The sequence below is a fragment of the Chromobacterium sp. CV08 genome, assembly GCF_051129845.1.
In the GTDB taxonomy this organism is placed as follows: Bacteria; Pseudomonadota; Gammaproteobacteria; order Burkholderiales; family Chromobacteriaceae; genus Chromobacterium.
Map to the genome: position 1 here is coordinate 583,582 of NZ_CP150453.1, position 15,784 is coordinate 599,365.

Sequence of the window (15,784 nt, forward strand, 5' to 3'; positions counted from 1 at the left end):
TTGTCAAACGCCCCTTGCCGTGAACGACGCTGCGGCGGGCCATTTTTCGCGCCCCGCATCCGGCAGAAAACGGCCGCTGCCGCAAAAAGACCTTGAACAGGCTCTTAGACGTCGAACAGGTGGGAGGAGGAGGCGAGCGGATTGCCGCCCCAGGCGGCGTCGAATTGCGCCAGGCTGCCGTCGATGTCGGCGCTGGACGCGAACAGGCGGCGGTAGACCTCGACCGGCAGCGTGACCGCGGCGATGCCCAGGCGCGCGCAGCCGAGGAACTGGTCGACGGTCTTGATCGCGGCGCCGAGTATGGCTGTCGGGTAGCCGGCGCGGTCCACGATGTGCTGGGCCTGTTCCAGCATCGCGAAGGCGTTGCCGGTGGACTGCTCGATCCGGTTGACATAGGGCGCCGCGTAACGCGTGCCTATCATGCCGGCCATGACGATCTGCCGGGTCTCGAAAATGGCGGTGGCCAGCGTGGCGATGCCTTCTTTTTCCAGCGTCGCCATCGCCTGGAAGCCGTCTCCCATCGCCGGGATCTTGATCACGATGCGGGGGCTTTTGCGGGCGATGCGGCGCGCCTGCTTCAACTGGCCGGCCAGATCGTCGCTGCAGACCTGGACCGCCAGCAGGCCGGACTGGATGTCCAGCAAGCGGTCCAGTATGGCTTCGACATCCTCGTTCGCCGCGCCCAGGATAGCGGGATTGGTGGTCACGCCGGCGAGTATGCCCAGGTCCTGGGCGTGCTTGACGGCCTGAAAATCAATGGTATCCAGCCAGAGCTTCATGTCGTATCACCATGTTTGATTGAGAAGGGGTAGAGGTTTTTCGCGCTGAGCTTGCCCATGACGAAGCCGAGCTGGCACAGCGAGCGGCAATTCAGCCTGTCCTTGATGTTCTTGATGTGCTTGTTGACCGCGTCGCTGGAAATGCCCAGCTGCATCGACGCCTCGGCGCAGGAGGCGCCCTTGACCAGCTCCCGCATCAATTCCAGCTCCTTGGTGGTCAGGTAGGCGTTGCCGAACTCCTCGCCGACATAGATGCGGGAGACGTCCCGGCGGTCCAGCAGGCTGTAGAAATCGGCGGCCAGCATGTCGTGATTCAATTCGCTGTCGCGGATGGGATTCTTGGCCAGCGCGAAATCCGGCAGCACGATCCGGTTTTTCGCCGCGCCGTTGATGACGTCCTGCAGCTTGTATTTGAACAGCGACATGAATTTGTGCAGGACGCCCATTTTTCCCATCAGGTACTCGTTGTCGACGCTGTTGTCGTTGATCGCGCCGAAGTGATAGAAATCGCAGTGCTTGTCATGCCGCTCTATCAGCGTGACGCCATTGTCGATGCCGAACTGGGCGGCGGCCGAATAGATCGGTTCGCGGTTCAGCCAGTTCCAGAAGACGTGGCCGTCTGAAAAGCTGCTGGGCGCGTTCTCGAAGATCGCCAGCTTGTACATGTCGTTGCGCCAGTAATGCGTGATCCAGTCTATCGAATTGGTCAGCACCACGCGCGAGCCGTCCTGGTAATGCCGGTCGAAGGTGAAATAGTTGATTTTCAGGCTGCGCAACGGCCGGGTGAACTCGATGATCGCGTCGGTCGAGGTGAATGACGGGTTGGTCGCATAGAAAATATCGGACTGAAAATTGATGGTTTCCATTGACGCCTCATGCCGGCGGGGCAGACCTGTGCCGTGGTTTTCTTGCCGGAACGGCTGCCGAGCCGGCCGTTTGGGGCGACGGGATCGATGCGTGAGAACCGAGGGCTTCCGGCGCGCTCCGGATGGATCGGGATCGTATCCTATCATTTAGGCATTATTATTTGCATACTTTTATGATTTTGTAATAACGAGTAATTTCTCGTGTCGAACGGTGGGGCGGGACGGTCGGCGGGGGACGGGATGGGGAATAAAAAAAAACGACGCCGGGGCGTCGTTTCGGTTTGGCGGCGTTCGGCGTCGCTCAGTCGGCCATCGCCTCGCCCAGGCGCACCGGGCTGGCGGCCTGCCACTGCGGGTTGAACTTCATCGGGCCGGCCGGGAACAGCAGCACCACGGTGGAGCCGAGCAGGAAGCGGCCCATTTCCTCGCCTTTGGCCAGGCGGATGCCCTGGCCGCGGTAATCCCATTTCTCGACGGACGGACGGCGCGGCGGATTGACCACGCCGTGCCAGACGGTGGCCATGCTGCCGACGATGGTGGCGCCGACCAGCACCATGACGAAGGGCTGGCCGCCGTCGTCCTCGAACAGACAGACCACGCGCTCGTTCCGGGCGAACAGCCGGTCTACGCCGCGGGCGGTGGCCGGGTTCACCGAGTACAGCTCGCCCGGGACGTAAGTCATTTCCAGCAGCCGGCCGGCGCACGGCATGTGGATGCGGTGGTAGTCGCGCGGGCTGAGGTAGATGGTGGCGAAATGGCCGTCGGCGAAGCGGGCCGCCAGTTCGGTATCGCCGGCCAGCAGCGCCGTCGCGCTGTAGTCGCGGCCCTTGGCCTGGAAGATGCGGCCGTCGTCTATCGATCCCAGCTGGCTGACCGCGCCGTCGACCGGGCAGACCAGGCGGGCGTCGGCCAGCGGCCGCGCGCCGGGCCGCAGCGCGCGGGTGAAGAAGTCGTTGAAGGTGGCGTAGGCGGCCGGATCGCTGTTGGCGGCTTCGCTCATGTCGACGTGGTAGCGCGCGATGAAGCGGCGGATGGCCGCCGTGGTGATGCCGCCGCCCTTCCAGCCGGCGAAGCAGCCTGCCAGCCGGGTCAGCGCCAGCTTGGGCGTCACATGTTGGGACAGTACGAACAGGCGCTCGGACACGGGCATTTCCTGATGATGAGTTTAACCGCCCATTATATCGCAGCTAGGCGCGGCTGGCCCGCCGTCTGCCGATGACGCGACGCTTTCGCGCGGGCCATGCCGACTTCCCCTAAATGGACGAGCGCGCCACAGAAAGCGCCGCAGCCATCCGGCGCTGCGCTGAATGGCGGGCCGCCAGCGTGCGCCTTCGCGACGATAGCCGCGCGTTTCGGCTGGGTCAGAAATGGTAGCCCATGCCGATGGACACCTCCCGGATATGCGCGTTGAAATAAGCAAGGTCCGAGTTGAAACGGCCATAGTTGCCGCTGAGAAAGGCGGACCAGGCCTTGGCGCCGAACAGGTTTTTCCGGGTCAGGCCCAGGCTGAGCAAAGCGTCGCGGCTATCCGCTTTCTGGCCGGCGAAGACCGGATTGCCGGCTTGGTAGCGGGTGAGAAGCGCGGTGAGGGAGGCCGTGGCGTCCCAGTCCGCGCCTTGGTAGGCGTAAGCCAATTGCATCCCGTAGCGTCGGGTGTTCATCGCCTTGCCGTCCAGGTTCGAGCGCGCGTATATCAGGCCGGGGGTCAGCGTATGCGCGCCCTGGCTGTCCAACTTCCAGGCGTAAGAGGCTTGGACGCCGTAGTTGTTGCCATTGCGTTGCAGCAGGGCTTGATCGGCCAGCGTCAAGCCTGGCGCCTGCCCGCTCCGTTCATTGGCCAGCTTTTGTCTGGCGAAGCTGACGTTGGCGCTGAACGGCGTATTCAGGATGTTCGACCAGCCCAGCGCCAGACCCGCGCTTTTCAGCTTGCCGTCCTGGCGGGCGACATTCAAAGCATAGGGGTCCAGCCAGACTTCGCTCTCGCCATAAGTCAGCGCCGCCGACACCGTGCCGGCTTGTGGCAGTTGCTGGCGCAGACCGAACTGCATGCCGCCTCCGGCGGCGAAAGTGTCGGTATTGGAAGGCGAGATGAAGAGCCGGGTGCCTGTGCCGGCGAAGCCATAGCTCCATTCGCCTTCGAACAGGGGGGCGGTGCCGGATTGCGAGGCCGGCGATTGCGCCAGGCTGGCGGCGGGGGGACGGCCGTCGTTCGGCGCCTTGAGGAAATTGCTGGCCAGTTGATAGTGGCTGGCGCCTAGCCGGAAGGTCCCGGAGAAACCGTCTTGTTCATTCCCGGCGGCGACTGCCAGCAAAGGCGCAAGCAGTATCAATACGGCATGATGTTTCATCGGATATTCCTTTGGATGGAGTGAAAAGAGCGGGTCGCCGGGCGGGCAATTCATCCTGGCCTTGGATGGCCACGCCGATTGTCTGTCTTGAGCGCGCGACCATATACTCGATGGCCAGCGCAAAGAGAGGGCATCCCGTTGCATGGCGCAAGTATGCGTATGCCAACCTTTTGCTAAGCCAAAGATTGTCGCGGTGAAAACGAAAATGCATTTATTGATCGTTGAGGATGACTTGGATCTGGGGCGGGCTTTGCAGGCCGCGTTGAAAGCCGAAACGGTGACGACCGAATGGGTGCGCCAGTTGGCGGATGCGGACGCCTTGTTCGAGCCGGACCGGTTCGATTGCGTATTGCTGGACCTGGGCCTGCCGGACGGCAGCGGCCTGTCTTTGCTGCGCCAATGGCGGGCCAGGCAGATCGCCGTGCCGGTGATCATGATCACGGCCAGCGCCGATTTGAACGATAAATTGGCGGGTTTGGACGATGGCGCCGATGATTATCTGTGCAAGCCGTTCGCGGTGTCGGAAATGGTGTCGAGAGTGCGGGCGGTATGCCGCCGCAGCGCCCGCCAGGCCAGCGAAGTCTGGAACCTGGGCGCGCTGAGCCTCCAGCCGCGCGTGCATTTGGCTTGGCTGGATGGTCTGGCGTTGGACTTGTCGCCTCGCGAATTCCGCTTGCTGGTGGAACTGGCGCGCGATCCTGGCCGCATCGTCTCGAAAACGGTGCTGGGACAACGCCTGGAGCCGCTGGGCGACATTGTCGACGGCGCGACGATAGAGGTGCACTTGTCCAATCTGCGCCGCAAGATAGGTGCCGAACGCATCCGTACCGTACGCGGCGTGGGCTATCAATATGTGGTTTAAGCGACTGGCGGACGGTTTGGCGCCGTCGCTGACGAGGCGGGTCTTGCTGGCTTTGTTGCTGGCTTTCGCCTTGATATGGCTGGCGTTGGTCGGGCGGGAATACCAGGAGTCGATGTCATCGGAATCCCGCCGCCAAGTTTTGTGGAAAGCGGCCGATCTGCTTTCCGTGGTGCTGACGCCTGGCCGGATGGAGCAAAATCGGCAAGCCCTGGAGACGGCGGATCGCTTGTTCAACGCATCGCGGCGCATCAATGTGGCGTCCAAGGTCGAGATCGATCACCCGGGCGATTTGTTGATTTCGGCGCGAACGCGGCAAGGCGAGCGGATCTACGCTTCTCCGGGCGTCCCGGCCGCCGCGCTGCCGGCGCGCGATTTGAATAAGGGGGTGGTGCAGCTGAAAGGAAAAGCGTATCGGGTGGCGGAGCGTCTCTATCCCGCTGGGTATTTGACCGTGTTCGAGCCGCTGATTCCAGACGAGGAAGTGCTGCCTTTCATCACCAAGCAATATATCGCGCCCCTGGTCATCTCTTTTTCCTTGGTCCTGTTGCCGCTGTGGCTCGCCATTTCGCGCGGCTTGCTGCCGCTGAGGCGCTTGGCCGATTATCTGAACCGTCGCGCCTCCGATGATTTTTCCCCTTTGTCCATGAGCTTGCCCTACCGGGAGTTGGCGCCCATTGTCCAGGCGCTGGACCAGTTGCTGAGGCGCAGCCGCGACAGCATCGCTCGTGAACGCGCCATCGTGCAGGATGCCGCCCATGAGATGCGCACGCCGTTGGCGGTGATTTCCACCCAGGCGCATGCTTTGGCCTGCGAGGAGGATGCCGAGGCCAGGCAGCAAAACCTGGCCGCTTTGGAGCAGGCGGTGGCCCGCCATTCCCATTTGGTGCAGCAGCTGTTGCGGCTGGCGGCGTTGGAAGGTGTGGAGAGCGAGCGCCGGCAACAGGTCGATCTGGTCGAGGTGACCCGCAATGTCTTGATCGGCTTGTTGCCGCGGGCGGAAGAAAAGGGCATGGAGCTGGAGCTGGACTCGCCTGATGGCTTGCCGGCCAGCCTGGCCTTGGTTTCCTTCCTCTCGATTGTGGACAATTTACTGTCCAATGCGGTGGCCTATGGCCGCGCCGGCGGTTGCGTCCGGGTGCGCCTTGCCGCCGCCGATGGACGGATAGAGTTGGCGGTGGCGGATGACGGGCCTGGCATCGCCATTGAGGACAAGCCGCATCTGTTCGAGCGCTTTTACCGGGGCAAGACGGCATCCGCGCAGGGTTCCGGCCTGGGGCTCGCCATTGTTTGGCAGGCGGTACAGGTGCTGGATGGCTGCATCAGGCTGGAGGAAGGGCTGGAAGGTCGGGGCGTGGCGTTTCATGTCAGCCTGCCCTGGTTGCCGCCAAGTTAATGCTTTTCAAGATTGATGCGGGCGCCTGGAGGCGTTTTTTTTACGCCAATTTCTACAATTTGTCTAAAAAATAGAATTAGACATCGGGTGTGACGAATTTGATACAGATATTTTCCGTCAAATTTGACCTTGTGTCTTATTTTTGAGTAGTCTGACTCAAAATATGCTGCAGGAGCACATCAATGCAAGTGGACATCGACCGACTGGTGGCGGACTTCGGCGGACCGGGCAAGCTGGCCGACGAGCTGAACCGTCTGTTCCCCGAGGATCAGGTGAGCCGGGCAGCGATATACAAGTGGAGGGAACGCGGCAGCCTGCCGCTGGCCCAGCTGGGCCGGTTGGCGCAATTGGCCGCCGGGCAGGGCAGGCGCTTTGATTTCAACGACTATCTGGTCGGCGAGCCGGACCAGGCGGCAGGGAGAACTATCGACATGGGCGAGCGCCTCTACATTTTCGACACCACCTTGCGCGACGGCGAGCAATCGCCGGGCGCCTCGATGACGAAGGAAGAGAAGATCCGCATCGCGCGCCAGCTGGAGCGGCTGGGCGTGGACATCATCGAGGCCGGTTTCGCCGCCGCCAGCCCGGGCGATTTCGACGCGATCCGCGCGATCGCCGAAACGATCAAGGACTCCACCGTCTGTAGCCTGGCGCGCGCCAACGAGCGCGACGTGCGCGCCGCCGGCGAGGCGATTCGCCCGGCCGCGCGCGGCCGCATCCACACCTTCATCGCCACCAGCCCCATCCATATGGAGAAGAAGCTCAGGATGAGCCCGGACGAGGTGGTGGCGGCGGCGGTGAACGCGGTGACGATCGCCCGCGAATACACCGACGACGTCGAGTTCTCCGCCGAGGACGCGCTGCGCTCCGACATCGACTTCCTGGCCCGCATCTTCGGCGAGGTGATCAAGGCCGGCGCCACCACGCTGAACGTGCCGGACACCGTCGGCTACGCGGTTCCGCGGCTGACCGAGGCCTTCTTCCGCGAATTGATCGCCCGCACGCCGGGCGGCGACAAGGTGATCTGGTCCGCCCACTGCCACAACGACCTGGGCATGGCGGTGGCCAACAGCCTGGCGGCGGTGCTGGGCGGCGCGCGGCAGGTCGAATGCACGATCAACGGCCTCGGCGAGCGCGCCGGCAACGCCAGCCTGGAGGAGATCGTGATGGCGGTGAAGACCCGCCGCGACGTGTTCGGCGTCGACAGCCGCGTCGACGCCACCCAGATCGTGCCGGCGTCCAAGCTGGTTTCGACCATCACCGGCTACCCGGTGCAGCCGAACAAGGCCATCGTCGGCGCCAATGCCTTCGCCCACGAGTCCGGCATCCACCAGGACGGCGTGCTGAAGCACCGCGAGACCTACGAGATCATGTCGGCCGAGTCGGTCGGCTGGAGCGCCAACCGGCTGACGCTGGGCAAGCTGTCCGGCCGCAACGCGTTCAAGACCAAGCTGGCCGAGCTCGGCATCGTGCTGGACAGCGAGGAGGCGCTGAACGCCGCCTTCGCCCGCTTCAAGGAGCTGGCCGACAAGAAGCGCGAGATCTTCGACGAGGATCTGCACGCGCTGGTGTCCGACGAGATGGTCACCATCGAGCGCGAGGATTACAAGCTGGTCTCGCTGAAGGTGCTCAGCGAGACCGGGGAGCCGCCGCAGGCCAGCATCGTCTTCGTCGAGCGCGGCCAGGAGCGGCATGGCGAATCCAGCGGCTCCGGCCCGGTGGACGCGGCGTTCAAGGCGATCGAGATCGTCGCCGCCAGCGGCGCCGAGCTGGAGCTGTATTCGGTGAACGCCATCACCAAGGGCACCGAGTCGCAGGGCGAGGTGACGGTGCGCCTGTCGCGCGACGGCCGCATCGTCAACGGCCAGGGCGCCGACACCGACATCATCGTCGCCAGCGCCAAGGCCTATCTGTCGGCGCTGGACAAGCTGACGGTAGAGGAAAAGGTGAGCGCCCAGGCCATCGTATAGCAATGTTTTCCCGGCGCGGCGGCCCGTCGCCGCGGGGAGGCGGCAAGGTTTTCCATCCCGGCCTTGTCGTTGCGCCCCGCAGGCGGACGGTGTCGCCAAGCCAAGAGGCTTTCACTCCATCCCCGCGTGAAATCCTGCGCAGGCCTACCCGGCCGCCCCTACTGCGCCATCGCTCAAAAGGCCGACGGCACAGCGCCGACCCACAAGGTCGGCGTTGGCACGTCGACGGCGCGGTCCGGGGCCTTTCCCGTCAAACCGCCAGCGCCGGCTGCCCGCCCTCCAGCAGCCGCCGACAGTTCGCCGTCTTCGTCCAGTGCGTCAGCCACAGCGCCACCGCAGGCAGGATGGCCAGCAGATTGACATAGGGCACGAAGCACAGCACCAGCAGCGCGACCAGCGCGACGCTGACGGCGAGGCCGCCGTCGCCGGTTTCGCCGCGCTGCGCCAGCTCCGTTCTCAGCGCGCTGGCCAGCAGCACGATGTAGATCATGTACCAGATCAGCCCGGCGACCGGCACCAGCGCGAGCCAGATCAGCCCGCCGGGCAACGGCCGGTTGGCCGGCGACACCGCGTTCATCGCCTGCTGCAGCGTCAGGTAGTAGAAGATGCTGACCGCCAGCGCCAGCGCGACCATCACCACCAGCGCCACGATGCCCATGCCGGCCAGCGCGGCGAATGCCTCGTTTTCGTTCATGGCTTGCTCCTGAAGTCATCGGTGCGGGATTCTGGCATGGCGGGCGCGGGCGGGCCGCAGGGGCTGGTCTTTCGGCCTGCCGCGATCGACGCCGGCGCCGGACTGGCGGATCGGCGCGCGCTGGTGTAGAACATCGGTCCCGGGCGGCGGCTCGCCCGTCGACAACGATCATTTCAGGAGCAAGCATGAGCCAGGGCTATTTCATCACCGGCACCGACACCGAGATCGGCAAGACCCATTCCGCCGTCGAGTTGATCCGCCTGTATCGGGGGCAGGGCAAGACCGTGCTGGCGATGAAGCCGGTGGCGTCCGGTTGCGAGATACTGCCGGACGGCCGTTGGTTGAACGACGACGTCGCGCGGCTTGTCGCCGCGACCGGACAGACCGATCTCGACTTGATGAACCCCTACCGTTTCCTGCCGCCGGTTTCGCCGCACATCGCCGCGCGCGAGGCCGGGGTGGAGATCGAGCTGGCCCGCATCGGCGAGCATTACCACCGCTTGTCGGCCCAGGCCGACATCGTGCTGGTCGAGGGGGCCGGCGGCTGGCTGGCGCCGCTGTCGGACACGCTGTTCATGGCCGATCTGGCGCAATCGCTGGCCTTGCCGGTGATCCTGGTCGTCGGCATGCGGCTGGGCTGCATCAACCACGCGCTGCTGAGCGCGCGCGCCATCGCCGACAGCGGCCTGGAACTGGCCGGCTGGGTGGCCAACTGCGCGCAGCCGCCGCAGGCGGCCTATGCCGAGAACCTGGCCACGCTGCGCCGCCACATCCCGGCGCCGCTGCTGCTGGAGCTGCCGTACCGGCCGCTCGAGTGACGCTGCCGCGGGCCGCTGTGGGCGCCCGGCATCCGGCGGCAAACCGGCGATGCCGGAAAAATAAGGCGATCCGCTGCGGCATGCCGGCCTTGGGCGCCGTTTACCCGCTTGTCGCGCGGCATTGCGCCGCATCATGACACCTTCTTGTTTTTCTTGACCGAACTCCTACGATGAAAGCATGCTGGCGCCAAGCCGGCGGCTGGACATGCATTTCATTGAACCGGTCGTTTTGACCGCGAGGGGGCGACATGTCTTGTTTTCGCATTCCGTTCTTGTGCGGCCTGCTGCTGGCGGCGCAGGGCGCGGCCGCCGCGGAGTTCAATCTGCAGCAGCCGGTGACCCCGCTGGCGCGCACCGAATACCATCTGCACACGCTGCTGCTGATCATCACCGGCGTCATCTTCGTCGCGGTCTTCCTGGTGATGCTGTATTCCATCGTCCGCCACCGCAAGTCGGCCGGCCACGAGGCCAAGCAGTTCCATGAAAACACCACGGTGGAAATCATCTGGACCGTGGTGCCGCTGCTGATACTGGTGGTGATGGCGTTGCCGGCCACGCGCGCGGTGCTGGCGCAGAAAAGCACCCGCAGCGAGGACATGACGATCAAGGTCACCGGCTACCAGTGGCGCTGGCGCTACGACTACCTGGACGACAATTTCGGCTTCGTCAGCCACCTGGCCACGCCGCGCGAGGCGATAGAGGGCAAGATTCCGAAGCCGCCGCACTATCTGCTGGAAGTGGACGAGCCGCTGGTGGTGCCGACCCATCGCAAGATCCGCCTGCTGCTGACCGCCAACGACGTGATCCATTCCTGGTGGGTGCCGCAGCTGGGCGTCAAGCAGGACGCCGTTCCCGGCTTCCTGCGCGACAGCTGGATGCTGATAGAGAAGCCCGGCACCTATCGGGGCCAGTGCTCCGAGCTGTGCGGCAAGGACCACGGCTTCATGCCCATCGTCGTCGAGGCCAAGTCGCCGGAGGACTACGCGAAGTGGCGCGAGGCCAAGATGAAGCAGCTGGCCGCCAGCGCCGACGATCCGAACAAGGTGTGGAAGCTGGACGATCTGAAGGCGCGCGGCGAGAAGATCTACACGCAGAACTGCATCCCCTGTCATCAGGCCAACGGCAAGGGCGTGCCCGGCACCTTCCCGGCGCTGGACGGCTCGCCCATCGTCACCGGGGACAAGGCCGCCCACATCGAGATCGTGCTGTTCGGCGGCAAGAAGAATCCGGCGATGGCGGCCTGGGGCAAGCAGCTGTCCGATACCGACATCGCGGCGGTGATCACCTACGAGCGCAACAGCTGGGGCAATCATACCGGCCAGGTCGTGCAGCCGAAGGAAGTGAAGGCCGCGCGCGGCAAGACGGCATAAGGAGTCGGACTCATGGCAATCGCGGAAACCACCCACGCCGGCGGCGCCCACCACGGCAAGCCGCACGGCATCATGCGCTGGCTGATGGCTACCAACCACAAGGACATCGGCACGATGTATTTGTGGTTCTCGTTCACGATGTTCCTGACCGGCGGCGTGCTGGCGCTGTGCATACGCGCCGAGCTGTTCAGCCCCGGCATGCGCTTCTTCCAGCCGGAGCTGTTCAATCAGCTGACCACGCTGCACGGCCTGATCATGGTGTTCGGCGCCATCATGCCGGCCTTCACCGGCATGGCCAACTGGATGCTGCCGCTGATGATAGGCGCGCCCGACATGGCCTTCGCGCGGATGAACAACTGGAGCTTCTGGCTGCTGCCGCCGGCGGCGCTGCTGCTGCTGCTGTCGTTCGCGGTGCCGGGCGGCGCGGCCGCCGCCGGCTGGACGCTGTACGCGCCGCTGTCGACGCAGATGGGCATGGGCATGGACATGACCATCTTCGCGATACACATCCTCGGCATCAGCTCCATCATGGGCTCGATCAACATCATCGTCACCATCCTGAACCTGCGCGCGCCGGGGATGACGCTGATGAAGATGCCGATGTTCGCCTGGGCCAGCCTGATCACCGCCTATCTGATCATCGCCGTGATGCCGGTCTTGGCCGGCGCGGTGACCATGGTGCTGACCGACCGCCACTTCGGCACCCACTTCTTCAACGCCGCCGGCGGCGGCGATCCGATACTGTACCAGCACGTGTTCTGGTTCTTCGGCCATCCGGAGGTCTACATCATGGCGCTGCCGGCCTTCGGCATCGTCAGCCAGGTGATTCCGACCTTCGCCCGCAAGCCGCTGTTCGGCTACACCTCGATGGTGTACGCCACCAGCTCGATCGGCGTGCTGTCCTTCATGGTGTGGGCCCACCACATGTTCGTCACCGGCATGCCGGCCACCGCGCAGCTGTTCTTCATGTACGCGACGATGCTGATCGCGGTGCCGACCGGGGTCAAGGTGTTCAACTGGATCGCGACGATGTGGCAGGGGGCGATGAGCTTCGAGACGCCGATGCTGTTCTCGATAGGCTTCATACTGCTGTTCACGATAGGCGGACTGTCCGGCATCACCCTCAGCGTCGCGGCGGTCGACATCCAGCTGCACGCCAGCTACTACGTGGTCGCCCACTTCCATTACGTGCTGGTTGCCGGCGCGCTGTTCAGCCTGTTCTCGGCGATCTACTACTGGTTCCCGAAGATGAGCGGGCGGATGTACAGCGAGAAGCTGGGCAAGCTGCACTTCTGGTGGTCGATGATCTGGTTCAACGTCACCTTCTTCCCCATGCATTTCCTCGGCCTCGCCGGCATGCCGCGGCGGATTCCGGACTACGCGCTGCAGTTCACCGAGTTCAACCGCATCGCCAGCGTCGGCGCCTTCATGTTCGGCCTGGGCCAGCTGATCTTCCTGTACAACATCCTGCATGCGCTGCGCTACGGCGAGAAGGCGCCGCACAAGCCGTGGGAGGGCGCCAACACGCTGGAATGGGAGCTGCCGACGCCGGCGCCCTACCACAGCTTCGAGGAGGCGCCGCGGCTGGAGACCGGCGAGAACGGGGTGATCCTGTCCTACCGGGAGGGCGGGAGCGGACATTCGCACTGAGGAGGCGGCGATGAACACGATGGCCATCCGTCAGCGCAACCGCCGCCTGGTGCGCAAGCTGGCGGTGATCGCCGCGCTGATGTTCGGCTTCGCCTGGGCGATGATCCCGCTGTACCGCATCGTCTGCGAGCAGACCGGCCTGAACGACGTGGTCAAGGCCGACGAACTGGAGAAGGGCGACCTGGCCGCCGGCACCGGCGAGGTCGAGATGAGATTCGATTCCACGGTGCAGGCCGGCCTGCCGTGGCAGGTGCAGCCGCTGACCACGCGACTGAAGGTCAAGCCCGGCACTTTCGTCCAGGTGCAGTACCGGATCACCAACGCCAGCCCGCATGCTGTGGTCGGGCAGGCGCTGCCGCGCTATCTGCCGGGCGAGGCCGCCGCCTACGTCAAGAAGCTGGAATGCTTCTGCTTCACCCAGCAGCGCTTCGCGCCGGGACAGACCCGCACCTTCCCGGTGGTGTTCGTGATAGACCGCAAGCTGCCGGCGTCGATCACCAGCATCACGCTGGCCTACACCGTGTTCGATGTGCCGGGGCAGGGAGGAGGGGCGTCATGAGCTGGGGACAGGGCGTGAAGGCGGTGCTGGGCGCCTTCATCGGCGTGCGCAAGGGCTCAGCGGCCCGAGTGGACCAGATATTGAAGCCGTGGCAGCTGATCGCAACCGCCTTTCTTTTGATGGCGGGTCTGATCGCGCTGTTGCTGTTGGTGGTGACCTGGGTGACCAGCTAGGAGAGAGGCATGGCAACTGAGCAAATCGAGTCTATCGCCGAGCAGGACCGCTATTTCGTGCCGCCGCCGTCGCGCTGGCCCATGGTGGGATCGCTGGCGCTGTTCTTCATCGGCCTCGGCGCGGCCCTGGCCGTCAACGGCATGCTGCTGGGCAAGCTGTCGCTGGGCCTGGGCATGCTGATCCTGGTGGCGATGCTGTTCGGCTGGTTCGGCGACGTGATACGGGAGAGCCGGCTCGGCGTCTACCTCGGGCGCGAGGACATGTCCTTCCGCTGGGGCATGGGCTGGTTCATCTTTTCCGAGGTGATGTTCTTCGGCGCCTTCTTCGGCGCGCTGTTCTGGGTGAGGACGGTGTCGGTGCCGCTGCTGGGTTCGCTGGACTACAAGATGCTGTATCCCGATTTCGAGGCCTCGTGGCCGCTGGCGACCGGGCCGGGCATCACCCAGGCCTACCAGGCGATGGAGGCCTGGGGGCTGCCGGCGTTCAACACGATGATATTGCTGTCGTCGGGCGCCACCGTCACCTGGGCGCACTGGGGGCTGCTGACCGGCAAGCGCGGCCAGCTGAAGCTGGGCTTGTTCCTGACGGTGCTGCTGGGCTGCAGCTTCCTGGCGCTGCAGATGCACGAGTACGGTCACGCCTTCTCGACCTTGCACCTGACGCTGGCGTCCGGCGCCTACGGCATGACCTTCTTCATGCTGACCGGCTTCCACGGTCTGCACGTGCTGCTGGGCTCCATCATCCTGTTCGTGGTGTGGCTGCGCAGCCTGAAGGGCCATTTCGATCCGCAGCAGCACTTCGCCTTCGAGGCCGCCACCTGGTACTGGCACTTCGTCGACGTCGTGTGGCTGCTGCTGTTCATCTTCGTTTACTGGCTATGAAGGCAATCAGACCTGGTGCGGGCGCCACCAGCCGAACAGCGCGCCCAGCAGCAGCAACAGGAACAGGCCGATCGACAGGCCGACCCTCAGGGTCAGCGAGCGCACCAGGCGCTGGGAGCCGTGTTCGGCCTTCAGCAGTCCGGTCAAACCCCAGAACAGAGCCAGGACGATACAGGCGAGCAACAACAGGATGACGAGTTTCATGACCGTATCCTCCTCACATTCCGATGCGGAAAACAAACCCACATCCCGCTGGCAGCGGGTGCTGTGGGTGTTTTTGCTGGCAATCACATTATTGCCGTACGCATTGGCAGTATGGCAGTGGCAACGGGGGCAAGACAAGGAAGTGCTGTTGCGTTCGCTGACCAGCGCGATGAGCGTCGCGCCGGTCGGCCTGGTCTACCGCGAGGCGGAACCGCCGCCAGGCTTCACCCGGGTCAGGCTGATCGACGCCGAGCCGGCCGGTCCGGTGATCGAGCTGCGCAACAGCTATATGGCAGGCCAGAGCGGGCGGCGCATCCTGCAGCCGTGGCGGCAGGGGGTGGACCGCTCGATGGTGCTGCTGGACCTGGGCTGGGCGGTGGACGGCGCGCGGTTGCCGGCTTTCCGCCCCGATCAGATCGAGCCGCAGGGCTATCGGGTGCCGACGCCGCATCATTTCGTGCTGTCCGGCGCCGTCAAGGGCACGTCCGGGCCGGTCGACGAGATCGACGAGCCGGGACTGCGCCGCCGCTATCCCGGCCACTGGTTCCAGGGCGTGGTGGTGCTGGAGAGCTCGCCGGAACCGCTGCTGCACTGGCCGGTGGTCCCGGAGTTCATGCCGGACCGGCACTACGCTTACGCGGTGCAGTGGCTGTTGCTCGGCGTCTGCCTGAGCGGCTTGTGCTGGCTGATGTGGAGACGACGCCATGAAATCCATTAAACGCGGCCGGATGGCGCTGTTCGCGATGGCGCTGCTATGCCTGGCGCCGGTGCTGGCGGCCTGGCTGGCCTACGCGCTGCTGCCGCCCGGCGGCGGCGCCAGCTACGGCCTGCTGCTGCCGACCCAGCCTTTCGTCGCCGCCGGCCGGGCGGACTGGCCGCGCGGCAAATGGGTGCTGGCCGCGGCCCAGGGCGCCGATTGCCAGAACCGCTGCCGCCAGCGCTGGTACGCGATGCAGCAGATAGAGAAGGCCCAGGGCGAGGCGGCCGGGCGACTGACCCGCGTGGCGCTGCTGGTGTCGGCCCGGCCGGCCGAGGTGGACGCGCCGCACCGGCTGTCCCATGCGCCGGAGCATGCGCTGCCGGCCGGCACCCAGGGATTCTATCTGGTCGATCCGCTCGGCAACCAAGTGCTGTTCTACCGCGACGGCGCCGATCCGGGCCGGGTCATAGACGAGGTGGCCAAGGTGTTGAAGGTCAACAACGGCCTGGGATAGCC

17 protein-coding genes are annotated in these 15,784 nt (G+C 64.8%); 11 read left to right on the top strand and 6 right to left on the bottom strand.

The annotated features are described in order from the left end of the window. Window positions 1-104 precede the first annotated feature (104 nt). The 4 genes from WNM05_RS02810 to WNM05_RS02825 form a co-directional block, all read right to left on the bottom strand. Window positions 105-779, bottom strand: coding sequence for a transaldolase family protein (locus tag WNM05_RS02810; RefSeq protein WP_434632314.1), 675 nt, complete (start codon window positions 777-779; stop codon window positions 105-107). Continuing rightward, window positions 776-1,645: a helix-turn-helix transcriptional regulator gene (locus tag WNM05_RS02815; protein ID WP_434632315.1), complete on the bottom strand. Its 870-nt coding sequence runs from the start codon at window positions 1,643-1,645 to the stop codon at window positions 776-778. The genes WNM05_RS02810 and WNM05_RS02815 overlap by 4 nt, the downstream gene beginning before the upstream one ends. A gap of 301 nt (window positions 1,646-1,946) precedes the next feature. After that, window positions 1,947-2,789: an archaetidylserine decarboxylase gene (gene asd / locus WNM05_RS02820; RefSeq protein ID WP_434632317.1), complete on the bottom strand. Its 843-nt coding sequence runs from the start codon at window positions 2,787-2,789 to the stop codon at window positions 1,947-1,949. A gap of 217 nt (window positions 2,790-3,006) precedes the next feature. Further along, window positions 3,007-4,137, bottom strand: a complete 1,131-nt coding sequence (locus WNM05_RS02825) for a DUF2860 domain-containing protein (protein WP_434632319.1) — start codon at window positions 4,135-4,137, stop codon at window positions 3,007-3,009. Between WNM05_RS02825 and WNM05_RS02830 the strand changes: the two genes are divergently transcribed. The 3 genes from WNM05_RS02830 to WNM05_RS02840 all read left to right on the top strand — a co-directional run bounded on the left by WNM05_RS02830 (window position 4,136) and on the right by WNM05_RS02840 (window position 8,218). Then, window positions 4,136-4,855 carry a response regulator gene (locus WNM05_RS02830; protein ID WP_434632321.1) on the top strand — a complete coding sequence of 240 codons (720 nt, stop codon included), beginning with the start codon at window positions 4,136-4,138 and terminating at the stop codon, window positions 4,853-4,855. The genes WNM05_RS02825 and WNM05_RS02830 overlap by 2 nt on opposite strands. Before the next feature lie 43 nt (window positions 4,856-4,898). Further along, window positions 4,899-6,248: a sensor histidine kinase gene (locus tag WNM05_RS02835; RefSeq protein ID WP_434632323.1), complete on the top strand. Its 1,350-nt coding sequence runs from the start codon at window positions 4,899-4,901 to the stop codon at window positions 6,246-6,248. 182 nt (window positions 6,249-6,430) lie between these two features. Then, complete coding sequence (locus WNM05_RS02840) at window positions 6,431-8,218, top strand: 2-isopropylmalate synthase (RefSeq protein WP_434632325.1); 1,788 nt, start codon at window positions 6,431-6,433, stop codon at window positions 8,216-8,218. Between the two features lie 250 nt (window positions 8,219-8,468). Here WNM05_RS02840 and WNM05_RS02845 read toward each other — a convergent pair whose 3' ends face one another. Beyond that, window positions 8,469-8,912, bottom strand: coding sequence for a hypothetical protein (locus tag WNM05_RS02845; RefSeq protein WP_434632326.1), 444 nt, complete (start codon window positions 8,910-8,912; stop codon window positions 8,469-8,471). Between the two features lie 185 nt (window positions 8,913-9,097). On the opposite strand from WNM05_RS02845, the gene bioD reads away from it, so the two are divergent. The 6 genes from bioD (at window position 9,098) to WNM05_RS02875 (ending at window position 14,364) form a co-directional block, all read left to right on the top strand. Further along, window positions 9,098-9,730 carry a dethiobiotin synthase gene (gene bioD / locus WNM05_RS02850; protein WP_434632328.1) on the top strand — a complete coding sequence of 211 codons (633 nt, stop codon included), beginning with the start codon at window positions 9,098-9,100 and terminating at the stop codon, window positions 9,728-9,730. Window positions 9,731-9,978: 248 nt separating this feature from the next. Then, a complete protein-coding gene (gene coxB / locus WNM05_RS02855) occupies window positions 9,979-11,100 on the top strand; it encodes a cytochrome c oxidase subunit II (protein WP_434632331.1) in 1,122 nt (373 codons plus the stop codon). 12 nt (window positions 11,101-11,112) lie between these two features. Next, the gene (ctaD, locus tag WNM05_RS02860) at window positions 11,113-12,750 is read left to right on the top strand and encodes a cytochrome c oxidase subunit I (RefSeq protein ID WP_434632334.1); all 1,638 of its coding nucleotides are present in this window, start codon (window positions 11,113-11,115) and stop codon (window positions 12,748-12,750) included. 10 nt (window positions 12,751-12,760) lie between these two features. Beyond that, complete coding sequence (locus WNM05_RS02865) at window positions 12,761-13,309, top strand: cytochrome c oxidase assembly protein (protein ID WP_434632337.1); 549 nt, start codon at window positions 12,761-12,763, stop codon at window positions 13,307-13,309. Beyond that, entirely contained in the window at window positions 13,306-13,482 is a 177-nt protein-coding gene (locus tag WNM05_RS02870) for a DUF2970 domain-containing protein (protein ID WP_434632340.1), read from the top strand. The genes WNM05_RS02865 and WNM05_RS02870 overlap by 4 nt, the downstream gene beginning before the upstream one ends. Window positions 13,483-13,491: 9 nt before the next feature. After that, window positions 13,492-14,364: a cytochrome c oxidase subunit 3 gene (locus WNM05_RS02875; protein WP_434632341.1), complete on the top strand. Its 873-nt coding sequence runs from the start codon at window positions 13,492-13,494 to the stop codon at window positions 14,362-14,364. A gap of 6 nt (window positions 14,365-14,370) precedes the next feature. On the opposite strand, the gene WNM05_RS02880 is transcribed toward WNM05_RS02875, so the two are convergent. Continuing rightward, window positions 14,371-14,568 carry a DUF2909 family protein gene (locus tag WNM05_RS02880; RefSeq protein ID WP_101710475.1) on the bottom strand — a complete coding sequence of 66 codons (198 nt, stop codon included), beginning with the start codon at window positions 14,566-14,568 and terminating at the stop codon, window positions 14,371-14,373. On the opposite strand from WNM05_RS02880, the gene WNM05_RS02885 reads away from it, so the two are divergent. Next, window positions 14,567-15,286: an SURF1 family protein gene (locus WNM05_RS02885; RefSeq protein ID WP_434632344.1), complete on the top strand. Its 720-nt coding sequence runs from the start codon at window positions 14,567-14,569 to the stop codon at window positions 15,284-15,286. The genes WNM05_RS02880 and WNM05_RS02885 overlap by 2 nt on opposite strands. Next, a complete protein-coding gene (locus WNM05_RS02890; protein WP_434632346.1) occupies window positions 15,273-15,782 on the top strand; it encodes a hypothetical protein in 510 nt (169 codons plus the stop codon). Before WNM05_RS02885 ends, WNM05_RS02890 begins: the two co-directional genes overlap by 14 nt. Window positions 15,783-15,784 lie beyond the last annotated feature (2 nt).